This window comes from Nevskia soli DSM 19509 (assembly GCF_000711955.1).
Lineage (GTDB): Bacteria > Pseudomonadota > Gammaproteobacteria > Nevskiales > Nevskiaceae > Nevskia > Nevskia soli.
The window spans coordinates 1-20,456 of sequence record NZ_JONR01000060.1; the positions used below are offsets into that span (position 1 = coordinate 1).

16 protein-coding genes are annotated in these 20,456 nt (G+C 60.5%); 9 read left to right on the top strand and 7 right to left on the bottom strand.

All coding sequences use genetic code 11. The annotated features are described in order from the left end of the window. The 4 genes from BP26_RS0121350 to BP26_RS0121365 form a co-directional block, all read left to right on the top strand. The coding region (locus tag BP26_RS0121350; RefSeq protein ID WP_029922593.1) for an oxidoreductase at window positions 1-403 on the top strand (403 nt) is incomplete at its 5' end. Between the two features lie 65 nt (window positions 404-468). Beyond that, on the top strand, window positions 469-2,985 hold the full coding sequence (gene glgP, locus BP26_RS0121355; RefSeq protein ID WP_029922594.1) for an alpha-glucan family phosphorylase: 2,517 nt from the start codon (window positions 469-471) through the stop codon (window positions 2,983-2,985). A 546-nt stretch (window positions 2,986-3,531) separates the two neighbouring features. Beyond that, window positions 3,532-4,794 carry a glucose-1-phosphate adenylyltransferase gene (gene glgC / locus BP26_RS0121360; RefSeq protein ID WP_029922595.1) on the top strand — a complete coding sequence of 421 codons (1,263 nt, stop codon included), beginning with the start codon at window positions 3,532-3,534 and terminating at the stop codon, window positions 4,792-4,794. Beyond that, window positions 4,784-6,436, top strand: a complete 1,653-nt coding sequence (locus BP26_RS0121365; protein ID WP_029922596.1) for a glycoside hydrolase family 57 protein — start codon at window positions 4,784-4,786, stop codon at window positions 6,434-6,436. Before glgC ends, BP26_RS0121365 begins: the two co-directional genes overlap by 11 nt. A gap of 217 nt (window positions 6,437-6,653) precedes the next feature. On the opposite strand, the gene pal is transcribed toward BP26_RS0121365, so the two are convergent. The 3 genes from pal to BP26_RS0121380 form a co-directional block, all read right to left on the bottom strand. Then, window positions 6,654-7,022, bottom strand: a complete 369-nt coding sequence (pal, locus tag BP26_RS0121370; protein WP_245611868.1) for a peptidoglycan-associated lipoprotein Pal — start codon at window positions 7,020-7,022, stop codon at window positions 6,654-6,656. Between the two features lie 333 nt (window positions 7,023-7,355). Continuing rightward, window positions 7,356-8,006, bottom strand: coding sequence for a BON domain-containing protein (locus BP26_RS0121375; RefSeq protein WP_029922598.1), 651 nt, complete (start codon window positions 8,004-8,006; stop codon window positions 7,356-7,358). Between the two features lie 53 nt (window positions 8,007-8,059). Continuing rightward, window positions 8,060-8,593 (bottom strand): CBS domain-containing protein, encoded by a 534-nt coding sequence (locus BP26_RS0121380; RefSeq protein ID WP_157572684.1) that lies wholly within the window; start codon window positions 8,591-8,593, stop codon window positions 8,060-8,062. Window positions 8,594-8,992: 399 nt separating this feature from the next. Between BP26_RS0121380 and BP26_RS0121385 the strand changes: the two genes are divergently transcribed. The 3 genes from BP26_RS0121385 (at window position 8,993) to BP26_RS0121390 (ending at window position 11,556) form a co-directional block, all read left to right on the top strand. After that, window positions 8,993-10,144: a sugar phosphate nucleotidyltransferase gene (locus BP26_RS0121385; RefSeq protein WP_245611869.1), complete on the top strand. Its 1,152-nt coding sequence runs from the start codon at window positions 8,993-8,995 to the stop codon at window positions 10,142-10,144. Further along, window positions 10,141-10,533 (top strand): hypothetical protein, encoded by a 393-nt coding sequence (locus tag BP26_RS29780; protein ID WP_157572685.1) that lies wholly within the window; start codon window positions 10,141-10,143, stop codon window positions 10,531-10,533. Before BP26_RS0121385 ends, BP26_RS29780 begins: the two co-directional genes overlap by 4 nt. A gap of 117 nt (window positions 10,534-10,650) precedes the next feature. Beyond that, window positions 10,651-11,556, top strand: coding sequence for a CHAD domain-containing protein (locus tag BP26_RS0121390; protein WP_029922601.1), 906 nt, complete (start codon window positions 10,651-10,653; stop codon window positions 11,554-11,556). Between the two features lie 142 nt (window positions 11,557-11,698). On the opposite strand, the gene BP26_RS0121395 is transcribed toward BP26_RS0121390, so the two are convergent. Next, complete coding sequence (locus BP26_RS0121395) at window positions 11,699-14,593, bottom strand: adenosylcobalamin-dependent ribonucleoside-diphosphate reductase (protein WP_029922602.1); 2,895 nt, start codon at window positions 14,591-14,593, stop codon at window positions 11,699-11,701. A gap of 959 nt (window positions 14,594-15,552) precedes the next feature. On the opposite strand from BP26_RS0121395, the gene BP26_RS28910 reads away from it, so the two are divergent. Further along, on the top strand, window positions 15,553-16,092 hold the full coding sequence (locus BP26_RS28910; RefSeq protein WP_084183314.1) for a flavodoxin family protein: 540 nt from the start codon (window positions 15,553-15,555) through the stop codon (window positions 16,090-16,092). Window positions 16,093-16,194: 102 nt separating this feature from the next. Here BP26_RS28910 and BP26_RS0121400 read toward each other — a convergent pair whose 3' ends face one another. Beyond that, window positions 16,195-16,536, bottom strand: coding sequence for a PilZ domain-containing protein (locus BP26_RS0121400; protein WP_029922603.1), 342 nt, complete (start codon window positions 16,534-16,536; stop codon window positions 16,195-16,197). Window positions 16,537-16,539: 3 nt separating this feature from the next. After that, window positions 16,540-18,396, bottom strand: a complete 1,857-nt coding sequence (locus BP26_RS0121405; RefSeq protein ID WP_169740762.1) for a GGDEF domain-containing protein — start codon at window positions 18,394-18,396, stop codon at window positions 16,540-16,542. Between the two features lie 364 nt (window positions 18,397-18,760). Here BP26_RS0121405 and BP26_RS29785 point away from each other — a divergent pair, with 364 nt between their 5' ends. Further along, the gene (locus BP26_RS29785; RefSeq protein WP_029922606.1) at window positions 18,761-20,020 is read left to right on the top strand and encodes an EAL domain-containing protein; all 1,260 of its coding nucleotides are present in this window, start codon (window positions 18,761-18,763) and stop codon (window positions 20,018-20,020) included. 111 nt (window positions 20,021-20,131) lie between these two features. On the opposite strand, the gene BP26_RS0121420 is transcribed toward BP26_RS29785, so the two are convergent. Then, on the bottom strand, window positions 20,132-20,456 hold a 325-nt coding region (locus BP26_RS0121420), incomplete at its 5' end, for a transposase (protein ID WP_211255008.1).

The following is a 20,456-nucleotide window of genomic DNA, read 5'->3' on the forward strand; positions in this document are numbered from 1 at the left end:
GTATTTGGCGGAACAGCTCAACCTGCTCGGCACTGCGTACCTGCATCTGAACGATCAGGACGGCCACTGGATCCATGACGCCGACAGCCCCTTGCTGCGCCGCTTGCGCGAATCGTTCAAACGCACGCTGATCCTGTGCGGCGGTTTCGACGAAGCCCGCGCGGAGGCGGCGCTCAAGGCGAATTGCGGTGATCTGATCGCATTCGGAAAGCCTTTCATCTCCAACCCGGATCTGGTCGATCGCCTGTGCAAGGGCCATGCTCTGACGCCTTACGACCAAAAGACCTTTTACAAGGGCGGCTCCGCCGGCTACGTGGACTATCCGGCATTGTCGCAGCCCAAGGCTCCCGTAAACACGCGTCCGCGTTCGACGGCCGCGGGAGGCGCTTACAGCCCGGCTTAGGCTTCATGCGGGCTTCACCTAATTCGGAACAAGACACGGACATTTTTTAGAAAGCGAGCCTGACCATGCAAATTGTGTCGCGGCCGATGCCGCCCGGCCTTGAAAGCTTGCCCGATCTGGCGCTCAACGTGCGCTGGACCTGGAGTCATGCCGCTGACAGGTTGTGGCTGGATTTGGCGCCAGACATCTGGTCAGCCACGCACAATCCCTGGTTACTGTTGCAAACCGTGCCGCAAGCGCGCCTTGACGAGTGCGCACGCGACGAGGCCTTCCTTCGGAATCTCGCGCGCGTTACCGCCCTCCGCATGGAATACCTGACACAGCCGACATGGTGCAGCCAGTTCGGATCCGCCAAGCCGCCCCTTGTTGCCTACTTCTGCCTGGAATTCGGCCTGGCCGAAGCGATGCCTCTTTATGCCGGCGGACTCGGCATTCTCGCCGGAGATACATTGAAAACCGCCAGCGACCTGGGGGTCCCCATGGTGGGCGTTGGACTTATGTACAGCGAGGGATATTTCCGTCAGGTACTGGACGCGGATGGCTATCAGCACGAATTGTTCCCGCCCAATGTGCCAAGCACGTTGCCGGTCGCCCCGGCTTTCGACTCATCCGGAGTGCAACTCAGCATCCGGCTGGAGCTTCCTGGCCGTTCCCTGAGCGTGCAGGTCTGGAAGGTTCAGGTCGGCCGAGTATCTTTGCTGCTGCTTGATTGCAATGATCCGCGCAATAGCGCCGCGGATCGCGGCATCACCGCCACCCTTTATCCGGCGGGGTTGGAAACGCGATTCGTACAGCAACTGGTTTTGGGTATCGCCGGTTGGCGTGTACTGGAGGCGCTCGGCTACATTCCCGAGGTCTGCCATTTCAATGAAGGCAATGCCGCTCTCGTGGCGTTGGAACGCATTCGCGCCCTAATGCAGGAAAAGAAGCTCGGCTTCCTTGATGCCTTGTGGACCGCCAGGGCTGGCAATGTATTCACTACGCACACGCCGGTTGCTGCGGCTTTCGACACCTTCCCAACCGAAATGGTGCTCAAGTATCTGCGGCACTACCTGGAGGAACACGGTATCGGCGAGGAGGATTTCCTGGCCCTGGGTAGATGCAACAGATCCGACGGCGCCGAACCCTTTAATCCCTCTTATTTCGGACTGCGCACTGCCGGCAGAATCAACGGCGTGAGCCAGATCCATCGCGACGTGAGCCGGAATCTATACCAGCGCTTGTACCCCAGGCGACCAATGCAGGAAATACCGGTCGAGTACGTCACCAACGGCGTCCATGTTCCATCTTGGGATTCTGCATGGTCCGATGAGATATGGACGGAGGCTTGCGGTAAACGCCGCTGGCATGGTGGTCTTGACGAAATGGGCCCTTCGATCGAAGCGCTGAATAGTCAGGTGCTATGGGGCCTGAGAAGCAAACAGCGAGCCGACCTGGTAACCAGTGCCAGGCAGCGTCTTGCGCGGCAATTGCATCAGACTGGCAGGGATGCCTCCTTGATCGAGGCAGCGACACACGTGCTGGATCCCAACGTTCTCACCCTCGGATTCGCACGCCGTTTCACCTCATACAAACGTCCCAACTTGCTGCTGCACGATCCCGAACGGCTGGCGCGCCTTCTGCGAAATACCCAGCACCCGGTGCAGTTCATCGTCGCAGGCAAGGCGCATCCCCAGGACGAGGCCGGAAAAACCATGATCCGGCAGTGGGTGCAATTCAGCCAACGGCCGGATGTGCGCGGTCGGGTGGTATTCTTAGAAGATTATGATATCGATCTGGCGCGGGAAATGGTGCAGGGCATCGATGTCTGGATCAATACACCGCGCCGGCCGTGGGAAGCCTGCGGCACCTCAGGCATGAAAGTATTGGTAAATGGCGGACTCAACCTTTCGGAACTCGACGGCTGGTGGGTGGAAGCCTATACGCCCAAGGTCGGTTGGGGCCTTCAGGGCGCGGCTCTTGGCGAGGAGGCGGCCATTGATGCGAATGAAGCCGAAACGCTCTATCGCCTACTGGAGCAGGAAGTGGTGCCGCTTTTCTACGCCCGCGACGCCGAAGGCATCGCGCAGGGCTGGGTGACGATGATGCGCACCAGCATGTCGATACTGGCTCCTCGCTTCAGCAGCAACCGCATGCTACGCGAATACTTCGAATCCGTTTACTGTCCCGCCGCAACCGCATTTGCGCAGCGGTTGGCGGACGGCGCGAGGTTGGCATCCGAACTGCGCGCGTGGGCCTCTGCCCTGCGAGCAGGCTGGCATGAAATCCGCTTCAGCAACTACGAGCACCAGCGTGACGGAGATTGCCTGCGCTTCAGCTTGCATTTATACCTCGGCGAGATTCTCCCCGATAGCGTTTCTGTGGAAATGTATGCCGATGCGGCCGGCGATGATGTACCCGGAGCCCATGTCATGCGCCGCGGTTCCGCCATCCCAGGCGGCATGAATGCATATGTGTACATTGTTGAGGTCCAGACCCGGCGGCCGGCTACCGACTTCACTCCCAGGGTGGTGCCGTTTCACCCATGTGCCGCCGTACCACTCGAGCTAGAACTGATTCGCTGGCATGACGCCGGAGACTGAACCCGCAATCCCGGAGCTTGCTGGACGTTGAGTCCATGCTCCGGTGCCGGCATTTCAGCCTTGACTGTATCCCCTGCATCGAGGCCCGGCCGGCAGAGTAAGGCATCGATTGACGACCCTGTCCCTTGGGCGCGCTCAAACGATGCAGATTGATCTGGATCAAGGCACGCATTCCCATCTATTGAGAGGATTTCATGGCAAATCGAATAATCAGGGCTTGCGATGCAAAATACCGAATTTTTTACGCCGCAGGCACATTCGTCTATGCGTGATGGCGTTACCCAGCTCGATGTCACACGCCAGCGCTGGCAGGTGCTGTACCAGCAACTGCGCAGCGGACGCGAGCCCTGTTATAGGACCGACCAACGCCTGACCTGCGCAGAAACGGGTTGTCCCTGGCGCGCGAGCTGTGTCGGCATGCGCGCCGAATGGCGTCGCTAGTTCATCTCGCGTCACACGCCTTTGCTCTACCGCCAAATGCCGTTTTAGGCACAGCGCCCTTAAGCTGCCGCCCATCATGACCGATGCTGTCGCAGGAGACGCTTGATGTATTCCAAACGATTCGTCAGCTTGCTCACCCGCGATACTCTTGCCTTGGTTCTGGCCGGCGGCAGGGGCACGAGGCTGGGCGGACTGACCAGTCATCGCGTCAAGCCTGCCGTGCCCTTCGGCGGGAAATACCGTCTGATCGATTTTCCCTTGTCCAACTGCATGAATTCGGGCATCCGCCGCGCTGGCGTGCTGACCCAGTATAAGGCCCATTCATTGATCGGCCATCTCGGCGATGCCTGGAGCTTCCTGCGGCGGGAATTCAACGAATTTGTGGAAGTTCTGCCTGCCCAGCAGCGCACCGGACCGGGCTGGTACGAGGGAACCGCCGACGCTGTCTACCAGAATATCGAAGTCATCCAGGCGCATGCACCCCAATTCGTGTTGGTGTTGGGTGGAGATCATGTGTACAAGATGGACTATGGCGTGATGCTGGGATACCACGTCGACCGGGAAGCCGACGTCACAGTCGGATGCATTGAGGTGCCGCTAGATGAAGCGCGCTCATTCGGTGTCATGGCCACGGATGAAAGCGGAAGGGTCGGCGGATTCGAGGAAAAGCCGATGCATCCCACGCCGATACCGGGCAAACCCGGCTACGCACTGTCCTCCATGGGCATTTACGTGTTCAACACCGACTATCTCCTGCGAATGCTGCAGGAGGACCGCACAAAGTCCGGTTCCACGCACGATTTCGGTAAGGACCTGCTTCCCACGGCGGTGGCCGACGGCCACCGCGTATATGCGTTCCCGTTCCAGGATCTGCAGGGAAACTCGCAAGGGTATTGGCGGGACGTAGGCAATCTCGATTCGTACTGGAAGGCCAACCTGGAACTGACGGATGTCACCCCACCGCTGGACCTCTATGACAACGCCTGGCCGATCTGGACTTACCAGGAACAGGCGCCGCCGGCGAAATTCGTCTTCGATGAAAAGGATAGACGCGGCACGGCGCTGGATTCAATGATCGCCGGAGGCTGCATCCTATCGGGAGCCACAGTCAGGCACTCACTCCTGTTTCCCTTCACGCGAGTGGAAAGCAATAGCGACCTGCGCGAATGCGTGGTGCTTCCGAAGGTTCATATTGGACCTCATTGCCGCATACGGCGCGCCATAGTCGAGTCCGGATGCAGGATCCAAGCCGGGGAAGTGATCGGCGAGGACCCGGAACGCGACCACAAACGCTTTGAAGTCAGCGAGGAGGGCATTGTTCTGGTAACACCAGAATCGCTGGGGCAGGAGCTGCCGGGTGCCCGCTGACCCTCGCGCACCGGTGGCAATTCTTTGGCATATGCATCAGCCTGAATATCGTGTGGAAGGCATTCCGGCATTGCCCTGGGCCTACCTGCATGGGTTGCGGGCCTACACTGACATGGCGTCCCATCTCGAGGCAGTACCCGAGGCGCGCGCGGTCGTGAACTTTTCACCCGTGCTGCTCGATCAGTTGCTGGAACTGGCACAACAGGCACAGGCCGCACTGGCACACGGAACGCCGCCATCCGAGCCCCTGATGGCCGCTCTGCTCGCGCCACCGCCTCGTGCGATGCGTGTGCATTTGCTGGAAATCTGCCTGCATGGACACCAGCGCAATGCGAAGTACCGTTACGAAGAATATTACCGGCTCGCCGTGGAGGTCTCCGCAGCGCTTGATGCGGGTGAAGCTGCCGTTTCCAGCTTGCCGGAGCAATCCATCACCGACATGGTGATTTGGTATCACCTCATATGGCTAGGCGAATCGGTACGCCGCACCGATTCTCGCGCCATTGCGTTAATGGTTCACCGACGCAATTTTTCCACGGAGCATCGCGTCTCGCTGCTGACCCTGGTTGCCGATCTGCTTTCCGGCATTGTTCCACGCTACCGCGCACTGGGAGATTCCGGACAGGTGGAACTGAGCATGAGTCCCTACTTTCACCCGATCCTGCCGCTCCTAGTTGATTTCGAGAGCGCCCGGGAAGCAGCGCCCGGAGTCCCCCTTCCGGCGAGCTCCTATCCCGGCGGAAGAGATCGCGCCCTGTGGCATCTGCGCAAAGGTCAGGAGCTTTTCTGGGAGGTCTTCGGAATCCGTCCACGTGGCTGCTGGCCTTCCGAAGCTGCGGTTTCCCAAGATACCGCCGCTTTGCTGCAATCCGCAGGGTTCACGTGGTTTGCCAGCAGCCAGTCCGTGCAGCGCGCATCTACACCAAAGGCTGCGGACCGCGATGCAACTGACTCCTGCGTCTGTCGCTTGCAAGGCATTCCCCTGGTCGGCTTCTTTCGCGATGACGGATTGTCGGACAACATTGGATTCACTTACAAGGACTGGGAGCCGCAGCACGCGGTGGCGGACCTCGTCGATCATCTGGATTCGCTTTCGAAGCGGCGCAACGGGCAAGTCGTGGTCCTTGCGCTGGATGGCGAAAATCCCTGGGAATACTATGCCGATAACGGCATTGACTTCGTGCGTGGACTATATTTGGCACTGACAACACATCCGCGGCTGCGTATGACTACGTTTGCCAACCATCTTGATGAGAATCCCGCGGCGTTACCGGAGTTACCCAGCCTAAGCGCAGGGAGCTGGGTCTATGGACAGCTGTTGACCTGGATCGGCAGCAGTAGCAAGAACCACGCTTGGGACTTGCTGATTGAAGCCAAACGATGCTTTGATGCGAGCACGCATCCGTCTCCGTCGGCACAACGCGCCATGGGCGTCTGCGAAGGCTCCGACTGGTTCTGGTGGCCGGGCATGCCCCACCCCGGCGCGGCCGTGGCGGAATTTGATCACCTATTTCGCGCACATCTAAAGGCGCTATATCGTGCGCTTGGCACCGAGCCCCCGGAGGCACTGAATCATCCACTGCAGTTCGCCGCAAGCAACGCTGAAGCGTCCCCTCTCGGCGCTATGCTACCGAGTTGTTAAGTCCAAGACCGACAATTTCATACGAAGCGCCGGCGCTCCGAGTCCCCTTTACTTCCCGGCAGCAGCTTCCAGAGGTGCAACCGGACTCGCGCCCACTGCATCGCTAGTGGTCATTGTCATGATGCAAGCTTTATATGCTTTTCGGAAAGTGCTGCCCTTTCGAGCAGCACTCCCGACAATAGGCCATCAATGCGCTGACCTGAATTGAGACACGGAACTACTTCTGCACTATATCGGCGCGCCGATTCTTGGCCCAGGATGCCTCATCGTGACCGAGCGCAACGGGGCGCTCCTTGCCATAACTAATGGCGGTGAGCTGCGCGGCGGACACCCCTTTGGCTTCAAGCGCCTGGGTCACCGCGTTGGCACGGCGCTCGCCAAGTCCGATGTTGTACTCCCGTGTGCCTCGCTCGTCACAGTTTCCCTCCACGCGAACCTGTGCGGATGGATGCGAAGTGAGATAGCTGGCCCAGTTGGATATAACAGATTGGCCCTCCGACTTGATGTCGCTCTTGTCAAAGTCGAAGTAAACGGAGTGTTGGGTGATATCTGCCTGGAGCGGAGCCGCTGGCGCTTCAGCAGACACAGTCGTAGCCGGCGGCGGACTGGTTACGGCTGGCGCCACCTCATTGCGCGTTTCGCCAGAGCCTGAACAAGCAGAAAGAGATGCGACCAATGCAACCGCCAGGCAACAAACAACGTTTCGCCTATTCAACATGAGATGAACACTCCTTTGATATGATCAATACTGTTCGGACTTGGCTTGCTATTGATTAACCATCTGAACACGGACAGAACACTAGACGGGACCAGGGAACTGGCGCAGCTGCCTTCCTGAAGATTCGTCGAAAACCCCGCTGCACGTGCCCTGCGATCAATAACCCGAAGCACCTGGCCTCAAGAGGTTGGCAAGGCCTTGCTACGCAATTCTGATCCCGTCCACCACCTTCAATACGCCGGGGGCCGCCCACGTGGCGTTCTCTATCAGCCGGCGCTCGGCCAGGGAATGAACAGAGCCTTCCAACGTCACCGTCCCCCCCAGGATCTCTACCTTGATGGCCTTGGCATCCAGATGCGCCGCGCGTTGCAGGGCGGCCTCGATCTTGGCCTTCACGTTTTCGGGCGAAATCTTTTGCTTGAGCTGGATCTGATTGAGCACGCCCTTGACTCCGATCAGATCACGCACCGTGGATTCGGCACTGGTACGCTGATAGTTCCAGTCGACGTCGCCCGATAGTGTGACCCGGCCACCTTCCACTTTAATTTTGATCCTTTCCTGCGGAACGGACGTGTTCCAGCGAATGGCATCGGTAGCATATGCGGCGATGTCGGCGTCAGTACGGTAACTCGACCCTGGCAGTTTGACGTCAATTTCGACGGCCACGCCCTTCACCCCGGCGACGCGTTGTGCAGCCTTTTCGGCGGCGATCTTTTCCGGATAACTCTCCAGGTGCCCGGTAAGCGTGACGATGCCCCCTTTGACCTCCACACCAATACCGGCAGCAGCGACGGCCGGGTCCCATTCCAGTTCGGTTTCCACGTCCTTCTTCAGCTGCGCGTCGGTTTTCATATTGCAATACTCCTAGATCGATCTGCGGCGCATACCAGTGCCGCCGCTGCACTTTATTGTCTTGCTGGCACCGGATGACTTGGTACGCGACCGATCGCGTCCGCCGGCAGGTCCAAAGCACCGTCCACCTGAACAAAGCAAACGAACGCCGAATACGTTGACCACCGGCGTTCGGCGGACGCCTCGCAGCGCATTCGGTTTGGGGCATCCAGAAGATCGCTATCCAACCCTGCGGGGACGATGCTGGAGTGCATGATGTTTACGACTAATGCCTCGCTTGTCGAAAACTCCTGGCCAGAACTTCCACCACGGTTACGATCAGTGTCTATTCCCACCGGAGTCAAAGAGTCACCGTCCGGATCAAGCACCACCAGTGCCCCGCCCTGGCCCTCGCGCATCAACGATGACGCCTCTATGACGACAGCGCCGCGCTGCGCCATGACGACAACGGTGTCTCGGTATTCTTCCATATACATGATCTGATTCCTCCTGTAGACGACGGCAATCAGACTTTGCACTTGAAACGCTGGATTAAGCTTCCGAAGATAATCTGGTTTGGAGCATTCTGCCGCATTGATATAGATCAATGCCTGGTACCACTGCGGCCATGACTACTCCGATGAGTGGGGACGGGTGACGGGTAAAAGCTGATTCCGGTATCGGGAATCGATTTATTCGCGCTCCGATTTTCATGTGCTGCCCGCAATTGCCGTCGAAATACCGCCTGGGCTGCCCTGGCGCATTGGTATTGCAGTCTTGCATTCGTAACCCGGCTCGATGGGGTTGAAGCGGCCCACCTATCCATCAACTCCCAATCAATGACTGAGCAGGCACCGATCCATCGCGCGTTCTCACGCGTCATTCGCACCGGATTGATCCAGATCAATTCCAATCGGTAGTCGTTGGAAGATGATAAAGCCCCATATCGCCAGGGTCCGCTGGCGGCATTTCTTCTTCGTGTCGCCATGCCACTCAGGGGTGCCGCCGTGAACGTACCGCACGCGTTCAGCACAATACAACAGGACGGTATCGGCTCAACTGAACCATCCAACAGCGACCAAGGCGCGAACCTCGGACAGCATGGGGCGGCCTTCCGCCGCATTCCGTATCCAACCCGAGCACCTCTGAGCGATACTTTGGCGTTGGTCTTGGCCGGGGGCCGCGGCTCACGTCTGGGGGCACTGACGGAGCGCTGCGCAAAGCCAGCCTTACCCATCGCCGGCAAGTGCCGCATCATCGATTTCGCCCTTTCCAATTGCCTCAACTCCGGGGTTCCCAGAGTCGGCGTGCTGACCCAATACATGGAGCACTCGCTGATTCCGCATCTGCGCGCCTGGGCTTCCGCAGCGCCAAGCCGTGATTTCTCGATCCGCATACTGCCCGCCCGCAACGCTGGCGGCTATCTGGGAACCGCAGATGCGGTCTACCAAAACCGTGACCTCATTCGCGCCCTATCGCCGTCATATGTGCTGGTGCTGGCGGCAGACCATGTCTACAAAATGGACTATGCGGCGATGTTGGCCGATCATCTGCGGCGTGGCGCGGACATTACCATCGGCTGCGTCGAAGTGACCTTGGAGGAGGCTCGCAATTTTGGCGTGATGGCGATTGATCCGGACCGACGGGTCCGCCACTTCGTCGAGAAACCCCAAGCTCCAGAACCAATGCCCGGCGGAGGCAATGCGGCATTGGCGTCGATGGGAATCTACATATTCAACACCGGAGTTCTGCTGGAGGCGCTGGAAAGCGACGCGGCATCTACCTGCTCCTCACATGATTTTGGTAAAGACATCATTCCGGCGGCAATCGCGTCAGGGCGCGTGTACGCTCACAGCTTCCGGGATCCCCGCCACCCGGATCACCGGTCGTACTGGCGCGACGTGGGCACCGTTGACGCTTACTGGCGCACGAGCATGGATCTCGCCGGGGCAGCGCCCGCCCTGAGTTTGCAAGACAAGTCGTGGCCGATCCGGACGGTGGGACTTCCCAGCCCTGCAGTGAGCGGCGATGTTGCGATCAACGCGAGCATCCGCTACGCGCCGTCGCCGCTCCCGGGTGCAGCGACAGATCTGACACCGCCGGTGTCTGTGCATTCTGACGATTGTGGAATGTGTCGCGCGTCATTGACGCTTGATTGAGCCTGCCAGAGCATCTTGCGGATATCGTTCGGCACATTTTTTCCGTAGCCATGGGGACACGCGCGGTCAAACGCGTCCGTGAGATATCGACTGCGGGATCCCGTCAAGGTGGCTACGGCAGCATCAACCCGCGGGTTACGCGGATCGACGCAAACAGGGACGCCGCGATGATAGATCGATATCTGAACGTGAACGTCCCCAAAGAGCGTCCGCGCGCCGCTTGGCGCACGATCTGGACCCGAATGCGACCGGCACGGCCATGGCGCTGGATCTTCTCGATCAGATCGATGCCATCAAATCGCACCCGGATCGACCGGGAGGCCGATGATGGTTTCGGGTCGTGTTTAGCGTTCGATGCGTTGATGATTTTCAGTGTAATCGGAAAATGATGTAGATCATCGCGACCACGGCAAACCTATAGTATTTTTTGACTTTGCGCTTCGGATGCCTCGGCGATGGGATCGACCCGACCCAATTCGGCATACCTGACACTTGAGGACAGCGCCATGGCTGACCCGGGCATTGTTGCTCGGCGTTTGCTAGCCAAGTTGGCCATGCAGGTCGTTGAGAAGGCCCATGCGACCGCAAAGAGCGGTACCGCCGCTGCAGTCCATAATCTGCGAGTCGCGATTACGCGCTTGCGAAACGCTCTGACCATCTTTCCAGAACAAGTGCCCTCCCGGCGATTGAATGACCTTGACCGGGAGTTGAAATGGCTGATGCATCGATTGGCTTCGGCCCGGGAATGGGATGTCTTCATGGCAGATCGCCGGCCCGTGGCAGCCGCCAGGAGGCATGACAGGCCCGGCATGGAACTCGTCAATCTGGCGTCGGCGGAAAAAAGAAGCAAGGCATTTCATCAATGCCGCCAGGCCTTGGGCTCTCCACGCTGTGCCAGGCTGCTGGGTCGGCTGCGGCAGCTGAACAGCCTATTGCCTGCGGGTGCGAATACGCACACGCGGGCAGCAATTGCACTCGACTCCTCGGCCAAGAGACGATTGCGCGTCTATGGTGCCGGAATACTCCAGCAGCAGTTGAAGAAGGTCAGAAAACGCGGCCAACACGTTGGCCGACTGGACAATAAGGCGTTGCATCGGCTGCGCATGAGCCTGAAGCGTCTGCGTTATTCCAGCGAGATACTTGAACCGGCTTTCGCGGCGGCAGACACCCGTTTGTATGTCGATGCGATCATCGAACTACAGGATCAGCTTGGGGCAATTCAGGATGCGATAGTAAGCCGGTCTCTCGCTGGCCAGCTCAAGAGGCGTCTTCCTTCACGCGGAAAGGCAGCAGCCCGCGCCATCTCCAGAAGCCATCGACCAAAGCGTAAAGCGATAAAGAACCTTAAAGACTCATGGAAGTCATTCCGCAGGCTCACGCCCTTCTGGGATCACGTTCTGCACGCGGAGTAAGGGCGGGGTCTGCCTCAGAGGCTTGATTGTGAGTGCAGCCTGCCACTCCGGCAACGCACCCGGAGGTTGCCTTCGTAGCGGTATGCCCACACGGATGGATATCAGCGACGCGCTGGGATCCACCCCTTAAACCTGAGGCAGCCTAGCCGCAGTTACCTGTCCAGCCGCAGCTGGTGCAGACTTGGCAGCCCTCGCGCTTGACCACGGCATGGGCGCCGCAGTCCGGGCACGGAGCCCCAAGCAGCGCTTGGCCGCCGCCCTCGGGCGCAGCGGGGGCTTGCAACAGGCCAAGCGGCTGCAGAGGCAGGCAGTCGGCACCCAGGATTCCCAGCATTTGATAGCGGTGCAGAATCAGCGCCGCAAGGTACGATACGGTGGAGGGATACAGCTGGCCCTTATCCTGCCCCGGGATGCGCCCGAGGAAGCTGGCGCCGGTTTCCGGAAAGTTCAGCAGCTTTTTCAGCTTGGCGCCGATCCAGGCGGCATCCATCACGCGCATGTCCAGCGACAGCAGGCCACACAGTCCGTCGAGATCGCGTGGGTAGTCGCCGTACAGGCCCATCGCATAAGGAAGGCGCTGACCATCCGGCAGTTGCAGCTCCTTCAGCACCAGCGAGCAGTCCTCGCCGGTGGCGGGGTTTTTCACGTCGACTGTCCAGGACATGGTGCCCTCGGTGCCGGTGACCGGTTCTTCGGCGCTGATCAATGAATCCACCACCGGGGTGGCGTCGATCTTTTCGAACAAGCCCCGCTCCTTGCAGCGCAGGAGCACCAGCCGTGCCAGTACGGCAGTGGGGCTGGCCATCAGCGTCTCCTTGCCCGAGGGCGGCAAGGCCACGGTGACCGGATTGCCGCGGGTCTTGATCAGGGATTCGAGCTTGAGCCGGATCCAGGCACGGTCGCGCGAGCGCAGGTCCATCGACAGCAGTTTGGCAATGGCGCCCAGGCCGCGCGGCTGCTCCGCACCATTGACCCAGACTTCGAACGGGAAACAGTCGCCGGTCTCGGTGTTGCCGACGAACACGGCGAAACGGCAGCCGGGCCCGGCATCGACCATGTAGGTCCAGGCCGGATTACCGTGCGAGAACTCCGGCCGGCCTGGCCATTTCAACGAGGCCAGCGGCGGGGCCGGCAATTTGTGCAGCTTGAGTCGACGATCGGCGCTCGACAGGTTCAGTGCCAGCGTCGGGGCCTGTGCCGGAGCGGCAGCGCCGACGCTCAGAACAACACCAGTGACATCATTGGGGCGGTATGTGGTGCAACCCTTGCAGCCCCATTCGTAGGCCTTGTCGTAGAGTTCCTTGAACTCGTCGAAGCCGCAATCGAGCGGCACATTGATGGTTTTCGAAATCGAGGAATCGACATAGGGCTGCACCGCCGCCTGAATGCGCAAATGATCGAGCGGCTTGAGGGTCTGCGCACTCACGAAATACGGCGGCAGCCTGGCGGTGCCACTGTGTAGCTCCAGGTAGCGGCGATAGCCGTAGTCCTGAACCGGATACTCGACTACCTGCCCGTCCTTCCCGCGAGTGCGCCGCGTATATTCCCAGGCGAAAGCCGGCTCGATGCCGCCGGTGACGTTGCGGCCGAAAGCCAGCGAAATAGTGCCGGTAGGGGCGATCGACAGCAAATGACTGTTGCGGATGCCGTGGCGCGCGATCCGCGCGCGCAGCGGCTCAGGCAGGCGCTGCACGAAGGGACTTGCCAGGTAGCGAGCAACGTCGAACATGGGAAAAGCGCCGCGCTCCCGCGCCAGCGCCACCGAAGCACCGTAAGCGTTGTCGCGCAGGGTCCGCGCCAGCCGTGTCGCCAGCTTGATCGAGGCGTCCGAGCCGTAGCGGATGCGCAGCATCATCAAGGCTGTGCCCAAGCCGGTGAAGCCGAGCCCGACACGCCGCTTGGCGACGGCCTCCCGCTGCTGTTCGGGCAAGGGCCAGGGTGTGACTTCGAGCACGTTGTCGAGCATGCGCACAGCGGTCGACGCGGTGCGCTGCAAGCGCTTCCAGTCGAACTGCGCTGCCGCCGAAAACGGCTTGAGCACGAACAAGGCGAGGTTGAGAGAACCGAGACAGCAGCAGCCGTAGTCGGGCAACGGCTGCTCGCCGCATGGATTGGTCGCCTCGATCCGTTCGCAATAACCGAGATTGTTTTCTGCATTCATGTGGTCAATGAACACCACACCCGGATCGGCCGTGTCGTAGGTGGTGCGCAGGATCAGGTCCCACAGCTCGGTCGCCTTGACGCGCTTGTAGACCCAGCGCCCGTCACCGCGGCGATAGGCTTCCGGAAATTCGGCGGGATCGGGCTCGGCAACGTGGCTCAACTCAATATCCGCGCCGCTGCGCTTCAGGCGCATGAATTCGTCGCTGACCGCCACGCTGATATTGAAGTTCGACAGGGTGCGCAGTTTCTGCAGCAACTCGTCGAGCTCGCGCCCTTCGAACCCGGCCTCGCGCAGGCGTCGCGCCTGGGCGCGGATGTCCTTGGCCCGGACGAACTCTTCGATGTCCGGATGATCAATCCGCATCACCGCCATCTGTGCGCCACGGCGCGCGCCGGCGGACTCCACGGTTTCGCAGGAGCGGTCGAACACGCGCATGTAGGACACCGGGCCGCTGGCCCGGCCATGGGTGCCGTGCACCCGCGCACCGCGCGGCCGGATCGCTGAAAAATCGTAACCCACACCGCCACCGCGGCGCATGGTCTCGGCGGCCTGCAGCAGGGCGGTGTAGATTCCGACCTTGCCATCCACCACGGCCGAAATGGAATCACCTATCGGCTGCACGAAGCAGTTGATCAATGTGGCGTCCATATCGGTGCCGGCCGCGCTCATGATGCGGCCGGCGGGATAGAAGCCGCCCTCCATCGCTTCGAAGAATGCCCCCTCCCAGCGGGCGCGCTCAGTCTTCGGCTCGATCCTGGCCAGTCCGCGAGCCACGCGGTGCAGCACATCCGCCACGCCGCGCTCGACGCCCTTGGCGTACTTGTCGCGCAGTATGCCGTCGTAGTAAAGGTCCTGCTCGGACTGTGCCTGCATACCGCTTCCTCGCCTCCTTGTAGGGACCTGCCCGCGGGCAAATCCGCACCTGTTATTCCATTCAGATTACTTCATATGGCCAATAGGCCAATGATTCGTATCAAGCCTGCTTCCGAAGACCTAGGCAGCAAAATAGTTGACGGACTGCAGACCTTCGATGCCCGGCGCGTATCTCAAGCCGGCCGGACGCGCCAGACGCGACTGCTTCAAGGCTGGCCGGGCCCTGGATTCGATAAGGGACCGACCTCCACCCTCGCCCGCGCTACCGACGAAGCCACCAGATACTTGCCCCGTACGATGCGACGGAGACACTTTCGGTACTAGTGCCGAGCCCTGCCGCTATCGCCTTGCGCGAGTAGCCAAGCAACGCCCACTACTACCACCAAGAGTATTGCGCCTATCATCCAATGCCATTCTTTTGCCAGCACGTCCATAAGCCACCTCCGATCTTGTTTGTGTTTTACGTCGCAGTATGTCGGTTCGGCATTGACTTGCGTCAAGGCACCGCGTCTTGGAGCACTCAGTCCTGGTCGAACGTCACGCGACCCCGTTCAGTTCCGCGGCGGGCTTGAATGACATGCTTTTGGATTTAGCAGCAGCATCCAATGCCGACCAGTTGCCGCGTTGCTCTGGAAGCCTCCTACGATATCCAGGTCCGCATAGGTATCCCGAGATCGGTGTTTTCAGTGATTCGCGAGCTCGGCCATTCAAGGTGCTTTGCCGACATTCGCCGGCAACTCGATGATCGCCTGCACTCGTTATTTCTGGATGCAGCAACCCTTGCCAGACCAACTCAGCGGCCCAAACCACCAGGATTATTCCTAGTTCCCGCCAAATCACACGGCATGACGCGTGTTCGGAGACAAATGGCCAGTGGACGCCATGCAGCGCTTGATACAGATCAATGCGGGCTGCGGAGCGAAGGACAACACTTTTTTCGCACAAGGCCGGGTTGATATATGAGCAAATCAAACATTTTAGTCGTCTACTACTCGCGGTCCGGAACGACAAGAGAGGTCGCCGAAGCATTGGCTTCCGCATTGGGCTGCGACATCGAGGAAATAACTGATGTTAGGGATCGTAGCGGCAGGATCGGATATCTGCGTTCGCTGATCGCAGCACTCCGGCAGCGCCCTTCGGTGATCGCGCCGACAACAAAGGACCCATCAGGCTACCAGCTCGTAATAATCGGAACGCCGGTGTGGGCTGGCTCGGTCTCCTCGCCGGTGCGCGCCTACTTGTTGAAGTACGCGAGCCGCCTGCGCTCCGCAGCGTTCTTCTGCACACTAGGAGGCCGTGGCGCTGAGAGTACGTTCGCACAAATGGAAAAATTGATTGGTCAGGCTCCTCATGCCTGCCTGAGCATCACTGCCTACGAGGTAGCGGCCCACACGTTCGGCCCGCGTGTAAATGAGCTTGCGCGCACCTTGCGAAACGGCATTCCGCCGGTAGAGCTACCGCCAACAGCTGAAAAAGCCACAGGAACGGCCCTGCGGTGAATCTTATTCCGTGGGAGGGGTGAGTACACCCTGGATCTTTGCGTTGCTCGATTCTCGATGCGCCGATCATTGCATAGCGGCATCGTGGGTCGAAAATAGGACTCAATGAAAGGCGTAGCGGACTTTGTCGAACAGGGTGCGCTGTTCGCGGACGACGGTCTGGAAATCGAAACCTCGGCGTAGAGACAAGGCGACATCGCGCGTGGTGACCCGCAGGATCACGCCTTCCACCATCGAGGCGCGGCCGTTCCGGAAAGTGACCGTTGCCGCCACGACGGCGCCGATCTGGTGCTGCTGCGGTGAAGGACAGCTGAAGCGCAGGCCTTTCTCCGACAGGTCGATCACCGCCAGCGACTCCCCTTCGATGGCGAGCAGCGGGCAAAGATGGGACGGATAGCGCAGGCGATAGTAGCTGCGCCCTTCGACCAGCCTCGTGCTTTGCATGGCTCAGGCGGCGTCCGCGGGCGTGCTGCAGACGATTCGGTTGCGGCCGGCACGCTTGGCGCGATAGAGGGACTGGTCAGCGGAAGCAACGAGCCTGGCCATGATCTGGCCGTGTTCGGGGTGGCAGGCGACGCCGACGGAGATGGTGATGTTGGTGACGACTGTGCCGTGATGGCTGAAGCTGAGCTGCTGCACTTTCTCGCACAACATCTCGGCGCGCTGCCGGGCCTGATCCAGGCCGGTGCGCGGCATGATAATGGCGAATTCCTCGCCGCCAAGACGGCAGGCGATATCGCTGCCGCGGAATTCGGTCATGAACTGCTGGCCGATCAGGCGCAGAGCCTGGTCGCCGGCATCGTGGCCGTAGGTGTCGTTGAAGTGCTTGAAGTGGTCGACGTCGATCATCAGCACCGCCAGCGGCTGCTGTTCGCGGCGGGCGAGTTCGAGTTCACGCGGCAGCGATTCTTCCAGGTAACGACGGTTGAGCAGGCCGGTCAGGGGATCGCGGATGGACTGCATGCGCAGAGTCTCACGCAGCTTGACGTTGGCAATGGCTATACCGATACGGTCCGCCACCATCACCGACAACTGTTCCATGCGCAGGCGGTTTTCCTGAAAAGTGCGCGGATCGGCGGGCTGATCGGACTGGATGTAACCGACGCCGATGATCTCCCCCTGGGCCATGACCGGCACGCAGGTGATCTCGCGCTCCCCCGGACCGGTACGGATATGCGTGCAGCACAGGCCACTGTCGCCGTGCCAGTGCACCTGACCGCGGCGCAGCGCCCAGCAGGAGTTGATGTCGAACACGGCATCGCCGAGGGTGGGCTGGCCGAAGGTGAGCGCACAATCCAGGTAGTTGCGCGAAGGGTGCAGCAGGTAAAGGGCGCCGGAATGGCCCGGGAACAGGATGGTTCCGAAGCGATTCATCGGCGCCATCATTTCGTCAAGATTTTGACACTTGTGCAGGATGGCGCTGAGTTCGCTGAGGTTGGTGATCTCCTCATTGCGCTGCTGCAGACGTGCCATGCCGGCTTCCAGGCGCAATTTGCTGTCCTGCAATTCCATCTGGACCTGTCGGCGTGCGGTGATGTCCTGGATCTGGGAAATGAAATAGAGCGGTTGGCCCTGCTCGTCGCGCAATATTGCGACGTCGAGCTGGGCGCTGATTTCGCGGCCGAGCTTGTGGAAGTAGCGCTTTTCCATGCTGTAGCTGTTGCTGCGCCCCGTCAGCAGGTCCTTGACGTTGGCCAGATCCCGCGCGAGGTCATCCGGGTGGGTCAGCGTCTGGAAGTCACCTTTCAGCAACTCTTGCTCGGAATAGCCGAGTATCTGGCACAGTGCGTGGTTGACGTCGAGCCAACGCCCGTCCAGGGCGACTACGGCCTTGCCAATGGAAGCGTTCTCGAAACTGAGGCGGAAGCGCCGCTCGCTTTCCTCCGCTTTGATCCGCCGCTGCTCGAGCAGCGCCAGCGACTGCTTCAAGCGCAGGTTGACGGCCTCCAGCTCCTGTCTGGCGCCGCGATCCTCATCCAGAAAGGCCGACGCCCGGGGCACCAGGGGCCACAGCAGAATGGCGGTGGCCAGCGATATGCCGGCCGTCAGGGCAAGGACTGCCGCATCGAACCGGTAAACCGGAAACCAGATGTTGAACAGACTGATGAAGTGGCTGGTACCGCAGGCCAGGATGAATGCGCCGAACATCAGAAACACCCAGTTGTACCTGAGCAGCCTCTGACGCCGGGCGAAGTGAATCAGCGCGACCGGAATCGAGAAATAGGAGAGGCCGATGACGGCGTGGGACACGACCAGCGTCCACAGCAGCCCCGGGTCCCAGGCCAGACAGAAGCCATGTGGCAAGAACCCGGAACTCCCGAAAATGCTTGCGGACAGCTCGGACATCGACTCCCCGGACCGTTTTGTTGAATACGTATTTGCAAACTATGAGACTGACACCAGGTTCATACCCCCGCTTACCCTTCGGACGGTAGCGGCGGCTCGCCCAGCGGCAACGCGGATCGCTCGGCCGGGTACCTCCAAGACCTGTGCCACGGAAAACGCCGGGATCACGCCGCCGCACCCCCGCCTGATCAATCGGCGACACATGACGGACGGTAGCCGAACGGTTGCCAGGTGGCATTCCAACAGGCCCCGGAGAGCCGGAAGGCGGTCAAGCACGGCGGCGCCCTGCCGATACAGGGGAACAACCGCGAATCTATCGACCATGGCTGTTTCCTCTTACGACAAGCTGCTGCGACAGTTGCAAGGCTGGCGCTACGCACCTTATGCCGCTCTGTTTCATGTCGACCTGCATAACGTGCGCGGCCTCAATCGGACTGCCGGGCCCAAGGTAGCTGACCGTGTCATCGCCGATTTCGGCCACCGGCTGGCCCAATGGGCCGGCGCCGACAGCGTCAGCGAACGGTTGTGGAGCAATGAGTTCGTGGTGGCCAAGCCCATCGACCACTCGCAGACGGCCATGGAGGAGGCGATTGCGTTGCGCGAGACCCTGATGACACGCCAGCCCAATGCCAATGATTGGGCACAGGCGGTTTCGATCGGTGTGACCTGCTGCAAACCCGGCGGCGACTGGACGCAGTTCCTGCGCCAGGCGGCGCTGGCCTGCGAGGATGCCAAGTACCGCGGCCTCAACCAGATCGTGGTCCATTCCACGGCCATCGAAGAGCGGCGCACCCAGCTGGTCAACGTGGAATACCTCGAAGACTTCCGCCAGTTGCAGACCGCGGGGGCGCTGACCCTGCATCCACAGCCGATCTTCCGCATCGGCGGCGGCGAGACCCGCCTGGCCAAGGCGGAATTCCTGATGCGGATGGAGAAGAACGGCGTGGTCATGCCGCTGCCCAGGGGGATGATCGAATCGCTGGAGCGCTTCGGCCTGGCGGCGGAACTGGATGGCTTCGCCGCGAACTACATTCTGACCTGGCTGGCGGAGAACGGCGCAGCGATGGAGCGGCTGCAAAGCGTTTCCATCAACCTTTCGGCCAAATCGGTGGCCGATGGCAACTTCATGTACCGGCTGTTCAACGATGTGCGCGGCGCCCGCCTGCCGCGCGGGCAGCTGTGTTTCGAGATCACCGAGACGACTGCGGTGGAACACCTCGACGTGGCTTCCGAGGCGATCGAGGAATTCCGCTCCATCGGCTGCGGCTTCAGCCTCGACGATTTCGGCTCCGGGCTGTGCTCGTTCGGCTATCTGCAATCGCTGGCGGTGGACGAGGTGAAGATCGACGGACGCTTTGTGCGCCAGATCGCGCACGACACCCCCTCGCGCGAGATCGTCAGCGCCATACACCGGGTGGCCCACGCCACCGGCAAGCGGACGGTGGCGGAGTTCGTCGACGACCGGCGCAAACTGGAAGTGCTGCGGGAGATCGGTGTGGATTACGCCCAGGGGTATCTGTTCTACCCGGCGATTCCGTCCGAGAAGCTGCTGGAACTGCTGGGGTTGGCGGCGACGGTTTGAGGAGGCAGAGTAATTCGGCGACTCCCGATCTGACGTTCGCGCTTCAGATAATGCCCCCCCTCACCCTACTCCCTCCAGGAGGGAGGGGGTTCAAATTAGCGTTAACAGGCCCTAGTGTCCTGAGTTAGAAGTTCGCTGACAAAATCTCTTAATGGAAGCGAGGATGTCGTCGGCGGACTTGGTCCAAGCGAATGGCCGTGGGTTTTTGTTGTAGGTATTCAGGTAGTCACGGATGGCGGCTTCCAACGCCACCGTGCTGCGATGCGTCCCGCGCCGGATTTGTTTCTGGGTCAGGTCCGCAAACCAGCGTTCGACTTGGTTGATCCAAGAGGCCGAGGTGGGCGTGAAGTGGGGCTTGAAGTGCGGGTGGCGAGCAAACCAGGATCGAACCGCTGGGGTCTTGTGCGTGCCGTAGTTGTCCATCACGACATGCACA